Source organism: Meishania litoralis (genome assembly GCF_042611095.1).
Classification (GTDB): domain Bacteria; phylum Bacteroidota; class Bacteroidia; order Flavobacteriales; family Flavobacteriaceae; genus Meishania; species Meishania litoralis.
On the sequence record NZ_JBHFPV010000001.1, the window covers coordinates 113,261 to 129,317 of the forward strand.

16 protein-coding genes are annotated in these 16,057 nt (G+C 43.6%); 10 read left to right on the plus strand and 6 right to left on the minus strand.

Annotated features, from left to right (window positions below):
• Positions 1-2: 2 nt before the first annotated feature.
• From ACEZ3G_RS00550 to ACEZ3G_RS00565, 4 genes are all read left to right on the plus strand, one after another.
• Complete coding sequence (locus tag ACEZ3G_RS00550; protein WP_432423530.1) at positions 3-836, plus strand: sugar phosphate isomerase/epimerase family protein; 834 nt, start codon at positions 3-5, stop codon at positions 834-836.
• Complete coding sequence (locus tag ACEZ3G_RS00555; protein ID WP_432423531.1) at positions 837-2,489, plus strand: N-acyl-D-amino-acid deacylase family protein; 1,653 nt, start codon at positions 837-839, stop codon at positions 2,487-2,489.
• A 123-nt stretch (positions 2,490-2,612) separates the two neighbouring features.
• On the plus strand, positions 2,613-3,512 hold the full coding sequence (locus ACEZ3G_RS00560; RefSeq protein ID WP_432423532.1) for an SMP-30/gluconolactonase/LRE family protein: 900 nt from the start codon (positions 2,613-2,615) through the stop codon (positions 3,510-3,512).
• A gap of 146 nt (positions 3,513-3,658) precedes the next feature.
• Positions 3,659-4,117, plus strand: coding sequence for a DUF1569 domain-containing protein (locus tag ACEZ3G_RS00565; RefSeq protein WP_432423533.1), 459 nt, complete (start codon positions 3,659-3,661; stop codon positions 4,115-4,117).
• A 3-nt stretch (positions 4,118-4,120) separates the two neighbouring features.
• On the opposite strand, the gene ACEZ3G_RS00570 is transcribed toward ACEZ3G_RS00565, so the two are convergent.
• Complete coding sequence (locus ACEZ3G_RS00570) at positions 4,121-6,334, minus strand: DUF5916 domain-containing protein (protein WP_432423534.1); 2,214 nt, start codon at positions 6,332-6,334, stop codon at positions 4,121-4,123.
• Between the two features lie 123 nt (positions 6,335-6,457).
• Positions 6,458-6,790: a DUF2853 family protein gene (locus ACEZ3G_RS00575; protein ID WP_432423535.1), complete on the minus strand. Its 333-nt coding sequence runs from the start codon at positions 6,788-6,790 to the stop codon at positions 6,458-6,460.
• A 176-nt stretch (positions 6,791-6,966) separates the two neighbouring features.
• Between ACEZ3G_RS00575 and ACEZ3G_RS00580 the strand changes: the two genes are divergently transcribed.
• The 4 genes from ACEZ3G_RS00580 (at position 6,967) to ACEZ3G_RS00595 (ending at position 11,426) form a co-directional block, all read left to right on the plus strand.
• Entirely contained in the window at positions 6,967-8,205 is a 1,239-nt protein-coding gene (locus tag ACEZ3G_RS00580; RefSeq protein WP_432423536.1) for a serine hydrolase domain-containing protein, read from the plus strand.
• 50 nt (positions 8,206-8,255) lie between these two features.
• On the plus strand, positions 8,256-8,981 hold the full coding sequence (locus ACEZ3G_RS00585) for an MIP/aquaporin family protein (protein ID WP_432423537.1): 726 nt from the start codon (positions 8,256-8,258) through the stop codon (positions 8,979-8,981).
• A gap of 135 nt (positions 8,982-9,116) precedes the next feature.
• Positions 9,117-9,761: a GDSL-type esterase/lipase family protein gene (locus ACEZ3G_RS00590; RefSeq protein ID WP_432423538.1), complete on the plus strand. Its 645-nt coding sequence runs from the start codon at positions 9,117-9,119 to the stop codon at positions 9,759-9,761.
• A gap of 48 nt (positions 9,762-9,809) precedes the next feature.
• Positions 9,810-11,426, plus strand: a complete 1,617-nt coding sequence (locus ACEZ3G_RS00595; RefSeq protein ID WP_432423539.1) for a family 20 glycosylhydrolase — start codon at positions 9,810-9,812, stop codon at positions 11,424-11,426.
• Positions 11,427-11,880: 454 nt separating this feature from the next.
• Here ACEZ3G_RS00595 and ACEZ3G_RS00600 read toward each other — a convergent pair whose 3' ends face one another.
• The 3 genes from ACEZ3G_RS00600 to ruvX are packed head-to-tail and all read right to left on the minus strand — an operon-like array spanning position 11,881 to position 13,354.
• Positions 11,881-12,294: a DUF5606 family protein gene (locus ACEZ3G_RS00600; RefSeq protein WP_432423540.1), complete on the minus strand. Its 414-nt coding sequence runs from the start codon at positions 12,292-12,294 to the stop codon at positions 11,881-11,883.
• Positions 12,295-12,353: 59 nt separating this feature from the next.
• Positions 12,354-12,944, minus strand: coding sequence for a peptide deformylase (def, locus tag ACEZ3G_RS00605; RefSeq protein ID WP_432423541.1), 591 nt, complete (start codon positions 12,942-12,944; stop codon positions 12,354-12,356).
• Positions 12,941-13,354 (minus strand): Holliday junction resolvase RuvX, encoded by a 414-nt coding sequence (gene ruvX, locus ACEZ3G_RS00610; protein WP_432425126.1) that lies wholly within the window; start codon positions 13,352-13,354, stop codon positions 12,941-12,943. Before ruvX ends, def begins: the two co-directional genes overlap by 4 nt.
• A gap of 102 nt (positions 13,355-13,456) precedes the next feature.
• Between ruvX and ACEZ3G_RS00615 the strand changes: the two genes are divergently transcribed.
• Positions 13,457-14,272 (plus strand): 2,3,4,5-tetrahydropyridine-2,6-dicarboxylate N-succinyltransferase, encoded by an 816-nt coding sequence (locus ACEZ3G_RS00615; RefSeq protein WP_432423542.1) that lies wholly within the window; start codon positions 13,457-13,459, stop codon positions 14,270-14,272.
• Positions 14,273-14,369: 97 nt separating this feature from the next.
• Positions 14,370-15,164, plus strand: coding sequence for a glycosyltransferase family 2 protein (locus ACEZ3G_RS00620; RefSeq protein WP_432423543.1), 795 nt, complete (start codon positions 14,370-14,372; stop codon positions 15,162-15,164).
• On the opposite strand, the gene ACEZ3G_RS00625 is transcribed toward ACEZ3G_RS00620, so the two are convergent.
• Entirely contained in the window at positions 15,146-15,958 is an 813-nt protein-coding gene (locus ACEZ3G_RS00625) for a glycosyltransferase family 2 protein (protein ID WP_432423544.1), read from the minus strand. The genes ACEZ3G_RS00620 and ACEZ3G_RS00625 overlap by 19 nt on opposite strands.
• Positions 15,959-16,057: the final 99 nt, after the last annotated feature.

The following is a 16,057-nucleotide window of genomic DNA, read 5'->3' on the forward strand; positions in this document are numbered from 1 at the left end:
AAATGATAAACCGAAGAGACTTTTTAATCCGGTCAACGGCTTTTGCGGTCGGCTCCACCCTTTTACCTTCAAATGTTTTTGGCAACACGGCCGGTAGCCGATATGGTGTGCAACTCTACTCCTTTCGTGAGGCCATGGCCAATGATGCCCTCGGTACCTTGAAACAGATCGCCTCCATTGGTATCAAGGAAATTGAATCCGCTCGAAGTAAGGATGGCCACTATTATGGACTCTCTCCCCGAGATATGAAAAAGGCCTGCGACGACCTGGGTATGAAACTGGTGAGCGGCCATGTACTTCTTGACGAAAATTTTGAGAAAACCATGGAAGAAGCGGTTGCTTCAGGCCAAGAATACCTAATCTGCTCTTCGATGCCAACAAATGGACAAAACATCGATAATTATAAAAAGGTGGCCGAAGCGTTCAACAAGGCGGGCGAGGCGTGTGAAAAATTGGGAATCCATTTTGGGTACCACAACCATGAATACGAATTTGAATCGGATCAGGGACAGGTACTCTATGATGTCTTAATGGACAATACGGAACCGGACTTGGTACATATGGAATTGGATCTAGGTTGGGTCATCGTTGGCGGAAAAGACCCCTTGGATTATTTCAAGAAGTACCCCGGACGTTTCCCGCTTTGGCATTTAAAGGATATGGACATGACCAAAAAGGAAAGTACCGAATTCGGAAAAGGCGGATTGGATATCCCTACAATGATGCAAAATCAGCATGCCTCTGGTGTCAAGCATATTTTTATCGAACAGGAAGAATACGCCAGTACACCACTGGAAAGCATGAAACACAACATGGTATTCTTAAAAAATCTGTAAATGGGCCTTCAAAGAGCGTTGATCATCATTGGAATGCTAATCGTATTTTCTTCCTGTAACGAAGAAAAAACACAATATGACATCCTTATCAAAAACGGCCGTATTCTAGATGGGTCGGGCGGTGAACCTTATACAGGTGACATCGCCATAAACGCCGATACCATCGCGGCTATCGGAAAACTCGAAAATGCCTTAGGCAAACAGGAAATCGATGCCTCAGGACTGGCCGTGGCCCCCGGTTTTATCAATATGCTGAGTTGGGCCAATGTTTCGCTCTTGGAAGACGGTCGTTCGCAAGGCGATATTCGGCAGGGCGTTACTTTAGAGGTTATGGGCGAAGGCTCTTCCATGGGGCCGTTGAGCGATTCGATGAAAAAAGAAATGAAAGAGGGCCAAGGCGACATCACGTATGACATTCCATGGACGACTCTCGGGGAATACCTGACGCATCTCGAGACCAAAGGGATTTCGACCAACGTGGCTTCGTTCGTCGGCAACGCGACCTTGCGGGAACATGTTATCGGTATCGAGAAAAGACTTCCGACCGAAGAGGAAATGCAGACGATGAAAAATCTTCTTCGTCAGGGTATGGAAGAAGGCGCAATGGGACTTTCAACCTCCTTGATCTATGTTCCCAGTGGGCATGCCCAAACCGATGAGATCATAGAATTGGCCAAAGTGGTCGCCGAATACGGCGGTATGTACATTTCGCACATACGCGATGAAGAAGGAGGCCTTTTGGAGGCGGTTGATGAATTGATCACCATTTCGGAAGAAGCGAAACTTCCTGCCGAGATCTATCATTTCAAAGCTTCCGGAAATGCCAATTGGCATTTGCTGGACAGTGCCATCCAAAAGGTCGATAATGCGCGGCAAAAAGGCCTCGATATTACTACCGACATGTATATGTACAATGCCAGTTCAACAGGGTTGAACGTGGTTTTGCCCGCTTGGGCCAAGGAAGGTGGCCATGCCGCTACCATGGGGTTAATCGAAAATCCGGCAAAACGAAAGAAAATGATGGATGAAATCGATTTTCATGTACCGCCCGAAAAAATTCTTTTGGTCGGCTTTCGAAATAAAGCGCTTAGGCATCTGATCGGAAAAACCTTGGCCGATGTCGCTAAAGAAAGGGGCAAGACCGCCAACGAAACGCTGGTCGACCTGATCTATGAGGACGATAGTAGAATTCAGGTCGTCTATTTTTCAATGTCAGAAGACAACATCAAAAAGAAATTGAAACTGCCCTATATGAGCATTTGCTCCGACGCAGGTTCGTATACGAACGAAGGTGTATTTTTAGAACAAAGTACCCATCCAAGGGCCTACGGCTCGTTTGCCAGACTTTTGGGGCATTTTGTTAGGGAAGAAAAAGTCATTCCCTTAGAAGAGGCCATATACAAATTGACCACGCTGCCCGCTACAAATTTGAAACTAAAAAAATGGGGCGCATTGAAAGAAGGATATTTTGCCGACGTGGTCGTTTTTGACCCCAATACCATAAAGGACAACGCGACTTTCGAAAAACCCCACCAATATGCCACGGGAATGCAACATGTTTTCGTAAACGGAGGTCACGTATTAAAGGATGGTGAACATACCGGAGCCCATTCGGGCCGGTTCATAAAAGGTCCGGGTTGGGGCGAAAGATAAATTAGATTAGAGTTGTCATTTCGAACGAAGAGAGGAATCCCATATTGCGCGAACAAGTAGATTCCTCGTTCCTCGGATTGACAATTTAAAAACTTTCTGTACCTTGATTCCTTATACAATACCATGATGAAAAATTACCTTTTTATATTTGCTGTTCTTGCCGTTGTAACAACCTCCTGCAAAGCCCAAAATATAATTGCCGAAGGGGCCGAATTGACACTGGTCTCAGATCAATATGAGTTTACCGAGGGGCCGGCCGTGGCTAAAAACGGGGACGTCTATTTTACGGACCAACCGAACGATCGCATCATAAAATGGAATGCTTCCGACAATTCCGTTTCGGATTGGATGAAACCCAGCGGCCGTTCAAACGGACTTTATTTCGACAATGATGGAAATCTATTGTCCTGCGCCGATGAAAAAAACGAATTGTGGTCCATCGACCCTGAAAAGAACGTAACGGTATTGGTCGATAATTATGAAGATAAATTGCTCGGAGGACCCAACGACCTTTGGATCCATCCGAATGGTGGTATATATTTCACAGATCCTTTATACGATCGCCCGTGGTGGAAACCTACCGAGAACAGAATTCAAGAACGCCGGGTTTATTACATGCCCGCAGATAAAAGTAGGATAACGATCGTGGCAAAAGACTTTGTCATGCCCAATGGAATAATTGGATCCAGCGATGGCAAAACTTTATATGTTGCGGATATCGGTGACAAAAAGACCTATGTCTATTCGATAAATGAAGATGGCAGCCTTTCCGAGAGAAAGGTTTTTTGCGAACTCGGATCCGACGGGATGACCTTGGACAATCAAGGTAATGTTTATTTAACGGGCAATGGGGTTACCGTTTTCGACAAAACGGGAAAACAGATCAGACATATTGAAGTACCTGAAAAATGGACGGCGAACGTAACTTTTGGCGGGCCTGACCAGAACATTTTATTTATCACCGCTATGGATTCAGTCTATACTTTGAAAATGGTCGTTAACGGCGTTCGGTACAAAAATTGATCCGGTATGCTAAAAACCATCCGACTAACCGACCGTCCAAAATCTGTTGAACGATCAAAAGAAAGCAACCCATTGAATATACGCCGTATCTTATAAATAAGGACATATTTACATATTTATAAATCACTTTCTAAAACAAACCGACCATGGAATGGAAAAACCTATTTGAAGAAAAAGAATCACAGGAAACGATTGGCCGTATCAATAAATTGACCGCCGAGACCCAGCCGCTTTGGGGCAAGATGAACGTTTCCCAAATGTTGGCCCATTGTAATGTGGCCTATGAACTGGTCTATACCGACAAACACCCAAAACCGAAAGGCTTTAAAAAATTCATGATCAAACTTTTCGCGAAAAACATCGTGGTGGGACCAAAACCATACAAAAAAAACAGTCCGACCTCGCCAATATTCGTAATTAGCGATGAACGTGATTTTCAAAAGGAAAAAGGCAGATTGATCGAACATTTGCAGAAAACGCAGCAATTGGGTGCCGGGCATTTTGAGGGCAAGGAATCGCATGCCTTTGGCAAACTCACTTCAAGGGAGTGGAACACGCTCTTCTCGAAACATCTGGATCATCATCTGCAACAATTCGGGGTCTAAGTATTATTTGACCAAATCGAACATGCGGGTGTATTTGACGATGATGCTGTTGTTGAGCGGGCCGGCCTCCCATGTATTGTAGTTCCAAACCAGAAATAGCCCTGTATTGGCCTGTTGCAACCATCCGAAACGTACATTGGTCGCCCACAACTTATCGGTAGTGTTATGTTGTACAAGACCCTGAATATAGATATTGGGTTTAAAAGCATAGGACAATTGACTTCGTAGGATGTTCGCCGTGAAATTGCCGACAGGAAGCCTAAAATTATTGTATTGCAGGCCCAATTCGGCGTTGAACTTGTCTCCCAACCTCAACCTACCGGTAACGCTCTCTACATATTTAGTACCCCCGAACGAACCCCCGATCACCGAGCGCAGGTTGATCGATAACGGTTTGCTCATATTCGTGAAGAACACAATCTGCGATTCAATGTGGTCATAAGTGCCAGGTTGTACCAGTACCCCCTGCCCCCTGGAAATATCGAAGGCATCCACCACCCCCTCTTTAGTCACATTAATACCGGTATGAAGTTCGGTACCGCTTTTCCACTCAAAATGATTGTCTATATGTAGAAAACTGGTTTCTAGGAAATTATTAAAATTCCAATATCCGCGATATGAAATATGGGGGCGGTATTCCAATATTTTGGCATCTTCTTTTTTGGGTCTTAAATGGTACAATATCAGACCTTCGGGTTTTCGAAACGAGGAACGCAATAGAAATCCTACTTCGGGGTTGAACCCCTGCCCTACTTCGGTGTAGGCTGCCCGAAGCTCCCAATTGTTCCAATTATAATCCCCCTGAAGTTTATAGGAATGTGCATTTATGGTATCGTTGGGATCTTTGGTCTTGGCAAAAAATCCTGATAAACGGGCTTTCTTTCCCAAGCCAAGCTTTCCATCCAAGGCTATGGTGCGATTATAATTGTCATCTGACTGAAGGCCCTGTCGATTTATGAAGACAGCCCCCAGGGCAGACCTTCCCTTGAATTCATGATTGACGCGGGCTACCGTAAAATTGTTCTCTTCAATACCTTTTTCCTGAACATCCTCTGTCCACATGCTCAAGAGACCGACATTGGTACGGTTCAACTTACCGGATAGACGTGCGCCCCCGATTATCGGAACAACGCTTCCATTGTCCCCGATGCCGATCCTTCTGCTAAAGAACAAATCGACCTCTCCGGGGCTCCCTACACTAAAAAGTCCGGCATTCTCTAAAAAGAAGGGTCTTTTTTCAGGAAAGAATAAATTGAAGCGGTCCAAGTTAATTTGTTGATCGTCTACCTCGACCTGTGCAAAATCGGTGTTGTAGGTAAGATCGAGGGTCAGACTTGGTGTTACACTGAACTTCACGTCACCGCCCACCTCTGACGTAAATTTGTTCTTTGAGTCGACAATGGTATAATCATTGTCCATTCTACCCAACACATAAGGTATCACTTTCAAGTTGCCAGGGCTTGGCAAATCGAGGCCGGTCAGGGTTCCCGCCAGCGACAGGCGCTTTAAATCCAGTCCCAATGGCAATGGTGACCAATAAACGATTTCATTACTTTTTCTAATGTTACGCCTAAAGTTGATGCCCCAATCTTTACCCGCTTGAAAGCGCAAGGTTCTGACCGGAATCGCAAACTCGGCACTCCAACCGAAATCGCCAACTTGGGTTCGCACTTCAAAAGAGGCATCCCAATTAAGATTAAAGCCGCCGATTGTTCCGCCTTGTTGTCTATTGGCATTGAAATTACCTTGTCCCTCGTTATCGACCTGTCCATCATATTCTACGCCCAAAGAATTCGTGCCGAAAATAAATCCGTTCTGACCATCCTTATACGTATCCAAGATAAAGAGAAAAGCATCGGTATTATCAAGGTCGGCATCACGGCGGGCATCCGAGACCACAAGGTCATCAGGTCTTGAATCATAACACACGACTGAGAGATAGAACGTTTCTTTCGTATATGCAATACGTATTTCGGTCTTTTCACTCGCCGGTTTGCCAAAATTTGGCTGAACCTGTATCAGATTACCGAAGGGTTCTATTGCTTGCCATAAGGCGTCGTTGATAACTTCTCCGTCAATTATTGGGGCAGTTTCCAAAGCGACGGCACTCGCAACAGGTCGATCAGTATTGCCTGAAACCGAAGGGTTCTGCGCAAATGTTGGTAGGGATAAGATAAAAACACCTATGAATATTCCTATTTTCGAAGAATGCCACATGAGAATCGGTCGGTTTCGGTTGAATGGATATGAAGAACTAAATGTAACATAATTTTTGAAATCACGGCCAAAGAAAAAAGCGACCGTTCGGGTCGCTTTTAATCAGTATTGCAATGCTTCTTTCTAGCTCAATTCTTGTTGAACCAAATAGTAGAAAGCCGGTCTACTCTTCATCCGGATGCTTGACATTTTACCGGCAACGGCATTGATAGCACCCATAGCTTTGTCTTTATCGGTTATCCCTAATTTCTTTTCAACGAAATTTCTTCTTACCGTTTCCAACTCAGACTCGTCGGTCCCAGATACCAAGGTGGCATCCTTGTTGTCTACCATTGATTTTAGGCTGTTCACATAACCGTCTAATTTGTCGTGATCGATATTCGATACACCACATTCGTTCAGTTGGCTTACCGCCGTCGATTTTAATGCTGCTAATTTGTCCGCTAAGTCACTCATTTTTAATACATTTTTGATGTTTAAACTCTTCTTTTGGAACTGAAAGTTAAAAATTTCTTTAGTAAAAAAGGATACCCGGGCTAAAAATATTCACATTTCCTGAATTAATAAAAAAAGCTATCTTGTGGGGTCAAGTGCTCCCTTTAGATATCTTAATTAATCTTAAAAGTGAAAAAATGACTAAAAAAGACTTTTGGCTACCCCTCTATGTTATCCTTTTTTTAGGCTATGGTGGTCTGAACGCTCAGAACCTTGTCAAATCGAACTCACGGCAAACAAGTGTATCTACCACAAGATTGGACAAGTACGAGGCCTTTTTGAAAAAGGAAATTGCTGATGGAAAGATCCCCGGTGCCGTTTCCTATATCATGAAAGACGGACAAATGGTACATCAAGCTGCCTATGGTTATTCGAACCTAGAGGATAAGGCGGCGATGCAGGAAAATCAAATCCTTCATATCATGTCGATGACAAAGCCTATCGTGAGCGTTGCTTTCATGATGCTTTATGAGGAAGGACACTTTTTTCTTTCAGACCCCGTTTCGAAATACTTGCCACAGTTTAAGGATCTAAAAGTCGCCAAAGATGTAAATGCAGGCCTTGAAGGAGAAACCGTACCGGCCAATAAAGAAATAACGATTCACCATGTTTTGACGCACACCGCAGGATTTTCGCATGGACTAGGAGGTACCGCCCTTGACAATGCCTTTGCGCAAGAATTGTATTTCAAGCCCCAAAAAGACATTGAGAGCAGGGTCAATACTATGGTGGCACTTCCTTTGGTCAGTCATCCAGGCGAGCAATGGTATTATAGCGCTTCACCCGATGTACTTGCATTGCTCATTGAGCACTTTTCAGGAATGAACGTTGCCGATTTTCTGCAACAACGCATTTTCGACCCTTTGGAAATGAAGGACACTGGCTACAACGTCGCCAAGGACAATCAAAGAAGATGGGGGCCGGTCCACAACTATAACAAAGAAGGTAAAATGGTCAGGTCGAAAGAACAACTGCCGATAGAGGGCAACACTGTTTTCGGCGGTACCCATGGTCTTTTTTCAACAGCTCCCGATTATATGAACTTTTGCCAAATGTTGCTAAATAAAGGAAAGTGGAACGGTAAGCAGTTATTGAGCCCGAAGACAATCGAAATTATGACGATGAATCAAATCGGTAATCTATCGCAAGGGCCGGGACAAGGTTTCGGACTTGGTTTTGGCGTGACTACAGATGTGGCGGCGAGCAAGAGTTTAGGGTCTGTGGGGAAATTCTATTGGAACGGGGCATACTCGACCTACTTTTTCATCGACCCTACAGAAAACCTTATAGCCATTCTTATGACCCAAGTTCAACCTTATAGCGGATATTACGGGTCGGTATTTCAACAACTTGTCTACCAATCGCTCGTGGACTAAACTATTGACAATTTTTCCTATATTCAGACCCAACTATTCAACGATATTTTATGAATGCTTATCTTTTTGAGTTTATCGGAACGGCCATGCTCATTCTACTTGGCAACGGCGTTGTAGCTAATGTATTACTTAAGGAAACGAAAGGATCCGATGATGGTTGGGTAGGTATTACCCTGGCGTGGGGCATTGCCGTTTTTACAGGTGTTTTTATCGCCGCTGATGTAAGTGGCGCACATTTGAATCCGGCCGTAACTTTGGGACTTGCGGCTGCGGGCAAGTTTTCATATAATTTGGTAGCCGGATACATGCTTGCGCAAATATTGGGAGCCATGGCCGGAACGACCCTGGTATGGCTGGCCTATAAAAAACAATACGATGCGACAACCGATAAGGCCGCGTTGCTCGCCACTTTTGCCACAGGTCCGGCAATACGTAGCCCATTTTGGAATTTTATTACCGAGATGATCGGAACTTTTGCCTTGGTCTTCGGTGTTATGTACATCGCGGGCGGAACCCTTGGCGACCAACCTGTTAAACTAGGCTCCCTAGATGCGTTGCCCGTTGCACTTTTGGTAATCGGTATCGGTCTAAGTCTCGGCGGACCCACGGGATATGCCATCAATCCGGCACGTGATCTGGGGCCACGCATAATGCACGCACTGTTGCCCCTAAAGGGAAAGGGCGGTAGTGATTGGGGCTATGCACTCATACCTATTCTTGGCCCGTTTGTTGGAGGACTTTTGGCCGCTTTCGCATTTCTTGCCATCGGGTATTGAACCTAATTTTTTTTAGTTTTTAAGTTGATCACCGGTATTTAATGTTCACCCATATGGTCATCGCCCACCTACGTCGAATTTAATTTGAACCATTGTTCGATTAAAGTTAAATTCACGGTTTCAAATTCGCAAAGAATGAAATTTGTTTGCTTTTTGTTTTTAATGATAGGGTTTCTGGCCCTATCGCAAAGCCCTGAACGCTTCGATAACGAAGTCGAAGCCATTCAAAAAAAATATGATTCATTATGGGATGCCTCAAATGAGACCATTGTTTTTACAGGAAGCTCAAGTATTCGCATCTGGAAAAATCTAGAACAGCACTTTCCAGGGCGTCAAATCGTAAATTCAGGCTTTGGAGGTTCTCAAGCATCCGATCTACTTGCCCATCTCGACAAACTTGTGCTGCGATTTAATCCCGAAAAAGTATTTATTTATGAGGGAGACAATGACATTTCGGCCAAAAAGAGACCCGGTCAAATTATCAAGACGACGAATACTATCATTAATCGTATTAAAGAACAAAACAAGAACGTTAAAATCGTTCTGATAACCGCCAAGCCGAGTATCTCTCGTTGGGGCCTAAGACGTAAATACAGGCGTCTCAATCGAAAGTTCAAAAAGCTCTCGAAAAAAGACCCTAATATCGACTATGCCGATGTATGGAAGCCTATGTTAAATGGAAGAAAGGTGAAACAAGATATTTTCATTGAAGACGGGCTGCACATGAACGATAAAGGCTATAAGCTCTGGTACGATGTAATCAAAAACCATATGGACTGATATCTTCAGGTATATGCCAATCAAATAATTCAACAATTGTATAATAAAATGAAATCACTGCTCTACAAAACACTCCTGACCCTTGTACTATTGACAACTATTGTTGCCTGTACCGCCGAAAAGAAAAAAAGGGCGTTGAACCTTCCAACAACAGATTTGGCCAAGGAGAACTTGGTACCCATGCCCATGAAGATAATCGCGACCGGCAATGGATTCGCCCTAGATCAGTTTACGGCCATCTATACTTCGCCAAACAACGGAGAATATGAGGAAGTCGGTAAATTTTTGGCCGAGAAGATCAAGACGAAAACCGATCTTGACGTACAGGTCAACGTTGAAGAAATTCCAAACAGGGAAGGCGTGATCTATATCAATCAATCAAACAGCTTGGAACTCGGTGCACAGGAGGCCTATCAACTTTATATCACGCCCGATTCGGTCATCTTGAACTCGAATAGCGCTTCAGGTGCCTTTCGCGGCGTACAAACCTTGAGACAACTGATCCCTGAAATGAGCAACGACACTTTGGCCGACTATCCGATATGGACGATTCCCACGGGCAAAATAACGGACAATCCGGTTTTTGAATATCGTGGTAGCATGCTCGATGTCGCCCGACATTTCTTCAGCGTCGCCGACGTCAAAAAATACATCGACATACTCGCCTACTATAAATACAATGGGTTGCATTTACATTTGTCCGATGATCAAGGTTGGCGCATCGAAATCAAGTCCTGGCCCAAATTGACCGAAATTGGCGGTAGCACAGAAGTAGGCGGTGAATCGGGTGGATATTTCACCCAAGAAGATTACAAGGAAATTGTGGGCTATGCAGCCCAACATTACATCACCATCATACCCGAAATAGATATGCCCGGCCATACAAATGCCGCCTCGGTTTCTTATCCTTTTCTAAATGGCAATGGCAAAAAAGTCGAACTGTACGAAGGCACCAACGTGGGCTTCAGTACTTTCGATACCCGCAAAGACACGGTTTACGCCTTTATCGATGATGTAATACGCGAAATCTCGGCCATTACGCCCGGTCCATATTTTCACATCGGTGGCGACGAAAGCCATGTCACCGAAAAGAAAGATTATATCTATTTCATGGATAAAGTGGTGGAAATTGTCAAAAAATATAATAAGACTCCTATCGGATGGGACGAATTGGCCACCGCAAATGTCGATTCGACTGCCATTGCGCAATTCTGGGGCAGTAAGGAAAATGCCGATATGGCCGTTGAAAAAGGCATGAAGGTAATTATGTCGCCTGCCAAAAAAGCCTATCTCGACATGCAGTACGATACCCTCTCAAAGCATGGATTGCATTGGGCAGCCTATATACCCGTTGACACGGCCTATATCTGGAATCCTGAAAAATATGAGGGCATACCGCTTAAAAATATCTTGGGGATAGAAGCCCCGTTATGGTCAGAGACCATCAGCAATATCGATGAATTAGAGTATTTGGCCTTCCCACGTGCCATCGGCTTCTCTGAATTGGGTTGGTCGACCGAAGAAAACCGTGACTGGGAAAACTTTAAGGTACGGCTTGCCAACCAGGCCCCGTATCTAGACCGTATGAATGTCAAATACTATCCTTCACCGAGAATCGATTGGAAAAAAAGCAAGTATACCTATGAGAAAATCGAGAAGGATTAAAGGTATAACGACTCAGAACCGTAACAAGTGTTCACCTAATATCAAAACATTCAATGGTGTTGGATGAAAAAAAATCAACTTGTCATACTCTGTCTGATGATAGTCTTGCAAGGTTGCAAAAACGAAACTCCGGATCGACGGCAAAAAAATGATGACGCCGAAACGATTGTCAGACCAAAAGTCAGTTTCACCTTTGATGACGGTATAACATCCGATTTGGCCAGTTTTAAATTTGAGGAATGGAACGACATGATTTTATCGGCCCTCATTGGAGCAATTCAAAAGAGAAGTTGCCGAGTTTATATTAGATACGTCGAAATAGCAATGTTCGGCAGGGTTTTATCGGATTGCTGACATTTTCCTGTGGTGAAAAATAACCTGCTAGCTTATCGCTTTATCGATATAGAGATTCTTGTAATAAAGTCATTTATCCTACCAATGGCAAGTAGGTATTCTATTCTTCGGAAGAATCCTCGGGATCGGAAAAATCGGTTATGCCTTTTTCATGAAGAATATTGTACCATTGGATTACCTTCTTTATATCGCTGGCATAAACACGGTCTTCATCATAATCGGGAAGCACATCGAAAAAATATTCCTCCAATTTCAGTTTGTCCTCTTTATGGCCAACTGAAGTCTTTTTGCCTTTTTCTTTGGTCTGGATCCTTAAAAACACCTCTCGAAGTGGCACTTCCTTGTCCAGGGTATATATCGCAATCTCGGAAAGAACGCTTACGTTGCTTTGAACACCAGCGGTAATTCTTTTGCCGTCCTGCAACGATTCGGCCACGAAACCCGTTCTCGTTTGCGTTACCAATTGATAAAGGCCTGGTTTTCCGGCAATTGATAGTATTTTTTCCAAACTCATTGGTTCTTTTTATTTTTCGAATTGGCAAATATTCAACTTTTGCTTTGATTAGCGTTTATTTAACGTACTTTTTTTGCTGCGGGAAATCGCATCCGGTAATCAACCTTTATCTTTCCCTTCGAAATATTGTTCAATCTTCCCTTTAATAATCTTTTCTTAAGCGAAGATAGTTTGTCGGTAAATAAAATACCTTCGATATGATCGTATTCGTGTTGGATCACGCGTGCCAAAAGTCCATCATAGGTCTCGGTATGGGGCTTGAAATCCTTGTCGAGATACGAAATGGTAATCGTATCTAACCTGTTGACATCCTCGCGCACATCGGGTATGCTCAGGCACCCTTCGTTAAACACCCAATCTTTGCCAGTCTCTTCGACAATTTTGGCGTTAATGAAAGTTTTTTTAAAGCTTCCCAAGACCTCTTGTTCTTTCGGGGATAAATCTTCATCATCGGCAAAGGGACCGGTATCTACCATAAATACGCGAATGGCAAGTCCCACTTGGGGCGCGGCAAGCCCTACCCCATTTGCATTGTACATGGTCTCCCACATATTATCGATCAAATCGGTCAATCTAGGATAACCGGGGTCGATTTCCTGGGCGACTTTTCGTAAGACCGGATCGCCATAGGCGACAATTGGTAAAATCATGATATAGTGTTTAAATACCCTTGCAAGATAATCGTTGCGCTGACCTCATCGACCAATGCCCTGTTGCTACGTTGTTTTTTGCCGAGCCCGCCATCGATCATGGCCTGGAACGCCATTTTTGACGTGAAACGCTCATCTTGCCTTACAATTGGGACATCGGGGAACTCTTTTCTCAGCTTAGGTAAAAAAGAAAGGATCAAACCTTCGGATTCAGAAGGAGAGTTATCCATTTGCTTGGGCTCCCCGACCACGAACCGAACTACATTTTCATTGGCAACATATTCCTTTAAAAAATCGATAAGCGTTGTCGTACTTACGGTAGTAAGTCCTGAAGCTATAAGCTGCATCTCATCGGTAACGGCTATGCCCGTTCTTTTCTTACCGTAGTCCAACGCGAGAATTCTACCCAATCCCATTTTTTGGCAAAAATAACCCTTAAATTGTTATATCCCCGAAATCAGCGAACGATTTCTGATACAAGCATGTATCTTTGTCCAAATTTTACCATACACATGAAAGAACTACAACACACCATCGAAAACGCTTGGGAAAATCGCGAACTATTAAAAGAAAACAGTACCCAAAAAGCCATTCGCAAAGTAATCGACTTACTCGATACAGGTCAACTTAGGTGTGCGGAACCTACAGAAAATGGATGGAAGATCAATGAATGGGTAAAAAAAGGTGTTGTACTTTACTTTCCTATACAAAAAATGGAAACGCTCGAAGCCGGTATTTTTGAATACCATGATAAGATTCCATTAAAAAAAGGTTATGCTGCAAAGGGTGTTCGCGTGGTACCCCACGCCGTTGCACGGCATGGCGCCTATATTTCTTCGGGCACCATTCTCATGCCGAGCTATGTGAACATTGGTGCCTATGTTGATGAAGGCACCATGGTCGACACGTGGGCGACCGTGGGCAGCTGTGCCCAAATCGGTAAAAATGTGCACCTAAGCGGTGGCGTCGGAATCGGAGGTGTCTTGGAACCATTACAGGCCGCTCCGGTTATCATCGAGGACAATGCCTTTATCGGTTCGCGTTGTATCGTAGTCGAAGGTGTTCGCGTCGAACGTGAGGCCGTGCTCGGGGCCAATGTGGTGCTCACCGCCTCGACCAAAATCATCGATGTGACGGGCAGCGAACCAAAGGAGACCAAAGGTAGGGTTCCGGCACGCTCGGTTGTTATACCAGGGAGTTATACAAAGACCTTCGAGGCGGGCAATTTTCAGGTACCATGTGCCTTGATAATCGGAACCAGAAAGGAAAGTACGAACAAAAAGACCTCGTTGAACGATGCATTGAGGGAGTATGATGTGGCGGTATAAGTTTGTAGGAATTTTATAGTTGTTTATACTTTTTTCCTTTTTTTTTAGTTATTATCCTGTTGACCAAACTAAAAATACCTACTTATACTTTTAGAATATGAGTTATCCAAAAACGAAAATTTCGGCCTTAGTCATAACTTACAACGAAATGGGATACATTGAAAAGTGTATCGAATCGATCACATTTGCCGATGAAATCATCGTTGTAGACTCATATAGTACTGATGGTACCTATGAGTATCTTAAGATCCATCCGAAGGTCAAGGTCATTCAACACCCCTTTGCCAATTTTACGGCTCAAAAATCATTCGCGCTGAAACAGGCGACCAATGATTGGGTATTATTTTTGGATGCCGACGAGGTAGTGCCCCGAAAATTACGTGAAGAAATCGTTGAAACGGTTAATGGCAATACCGAACATGTAGCCTTTTGGTTTTATAGAAAATTCATGTTCAAGAACAGTGTATTGAATTTTAGCGGGTGGCAAACCGACAAGAACTATAGATTATTCAGAAAAAGTAAAGCCAAATTCTCTGATAAGAAAATAGTACATGAGACTTTGAACGTCGATGGCACTTCAGGTATATTAAAGGAAAAATTGACGCATTATTGCTACAAAAGTTACGAGGATTATAAATCTAAAATGCTCAAATACGGTCGATTAAAGGCCAAAGAGGCGTTTTACAGGGAAAACAGGTTCAATTACTTTTCGTTGATTTTCAAACCCGCTTGGAAATTCTTCCACCATTATATTCTTCGTTTGGGCATTCTCGACGGAAAGAAGGGAATCACCATTTCTTACCTAAACGCATTGGGCGACCTGGAACGCTACCGTGAACTTAAAAAGTTGGAAAAGAAAAACGAGCTTGCCTATTATTTGGTAATGCCGTGATACGTCCAAACACTTTTGTTCTGCTTCACCTCTTTTCGAATAACCTGGTTCTTGGCAATCGCTTCCGGGGTGCGATATCCGCGTTCATGATCTAAATGCACGCATACGGCACTATAACGCAGTTGTTTTGACTTTACGCCAAAATTCATAAGGCGCTCTCCGAATTCACGGTCCTCGCCCCCGTACTGCATCCGTTCGTCAAAACCATTGACGTTCAAGATATCTTTTTTCCATCCTGAAGAATTATGGCCGTTCCAACTGGCCGTGGTAGGCGTGAACGTATTGAACAAAGTTGAAATAAATCCTCTTGCGGTCAATTTATTGTTCTTGAAGGTTTTGGGCAATCCTTTTTCCTTCAACCAATGGATATTGAAACAATTCTGCTTTTCAATATCCCTTTTGGTAATGGCGAGCGAGATATTCATGGGCAGCATGTAATAGCCACCCGAAATGAAAGTGCCCGGTTCTTTATTGATATAGTGTACTTGTACAAAATCTTCCCTTGGTATGCAATCGCCGTCGGTCATCAGAATATAATCGGTCGAACTGGCAACAATTGCCTTGTTCAAAATTCTACATTTTTGAAACCCATCGTCTTTCTGCCATACGTGTTTTATATCGTAAGACACCTCATGATTCATTTTTTCAACCAGATCTTTAGTGGCCTGCCCGGATCCGTCATCGGCGATTATTACCTCAAAGTCTTTGTAGGTCTGGCAATTGAAGCCCCACAACACTTTTTGCAACCACTCAGGCTTGTTATATGTGCTGACTATTACACTAACGTTGCTCACTGAAGATCATTTAATTTGACTACTTTTACAAATGTAGTTTTTTGAACAAGATCTTCCATAGAATTCAAATGCTAAATAGTTGCCTTTTCGACATGATGC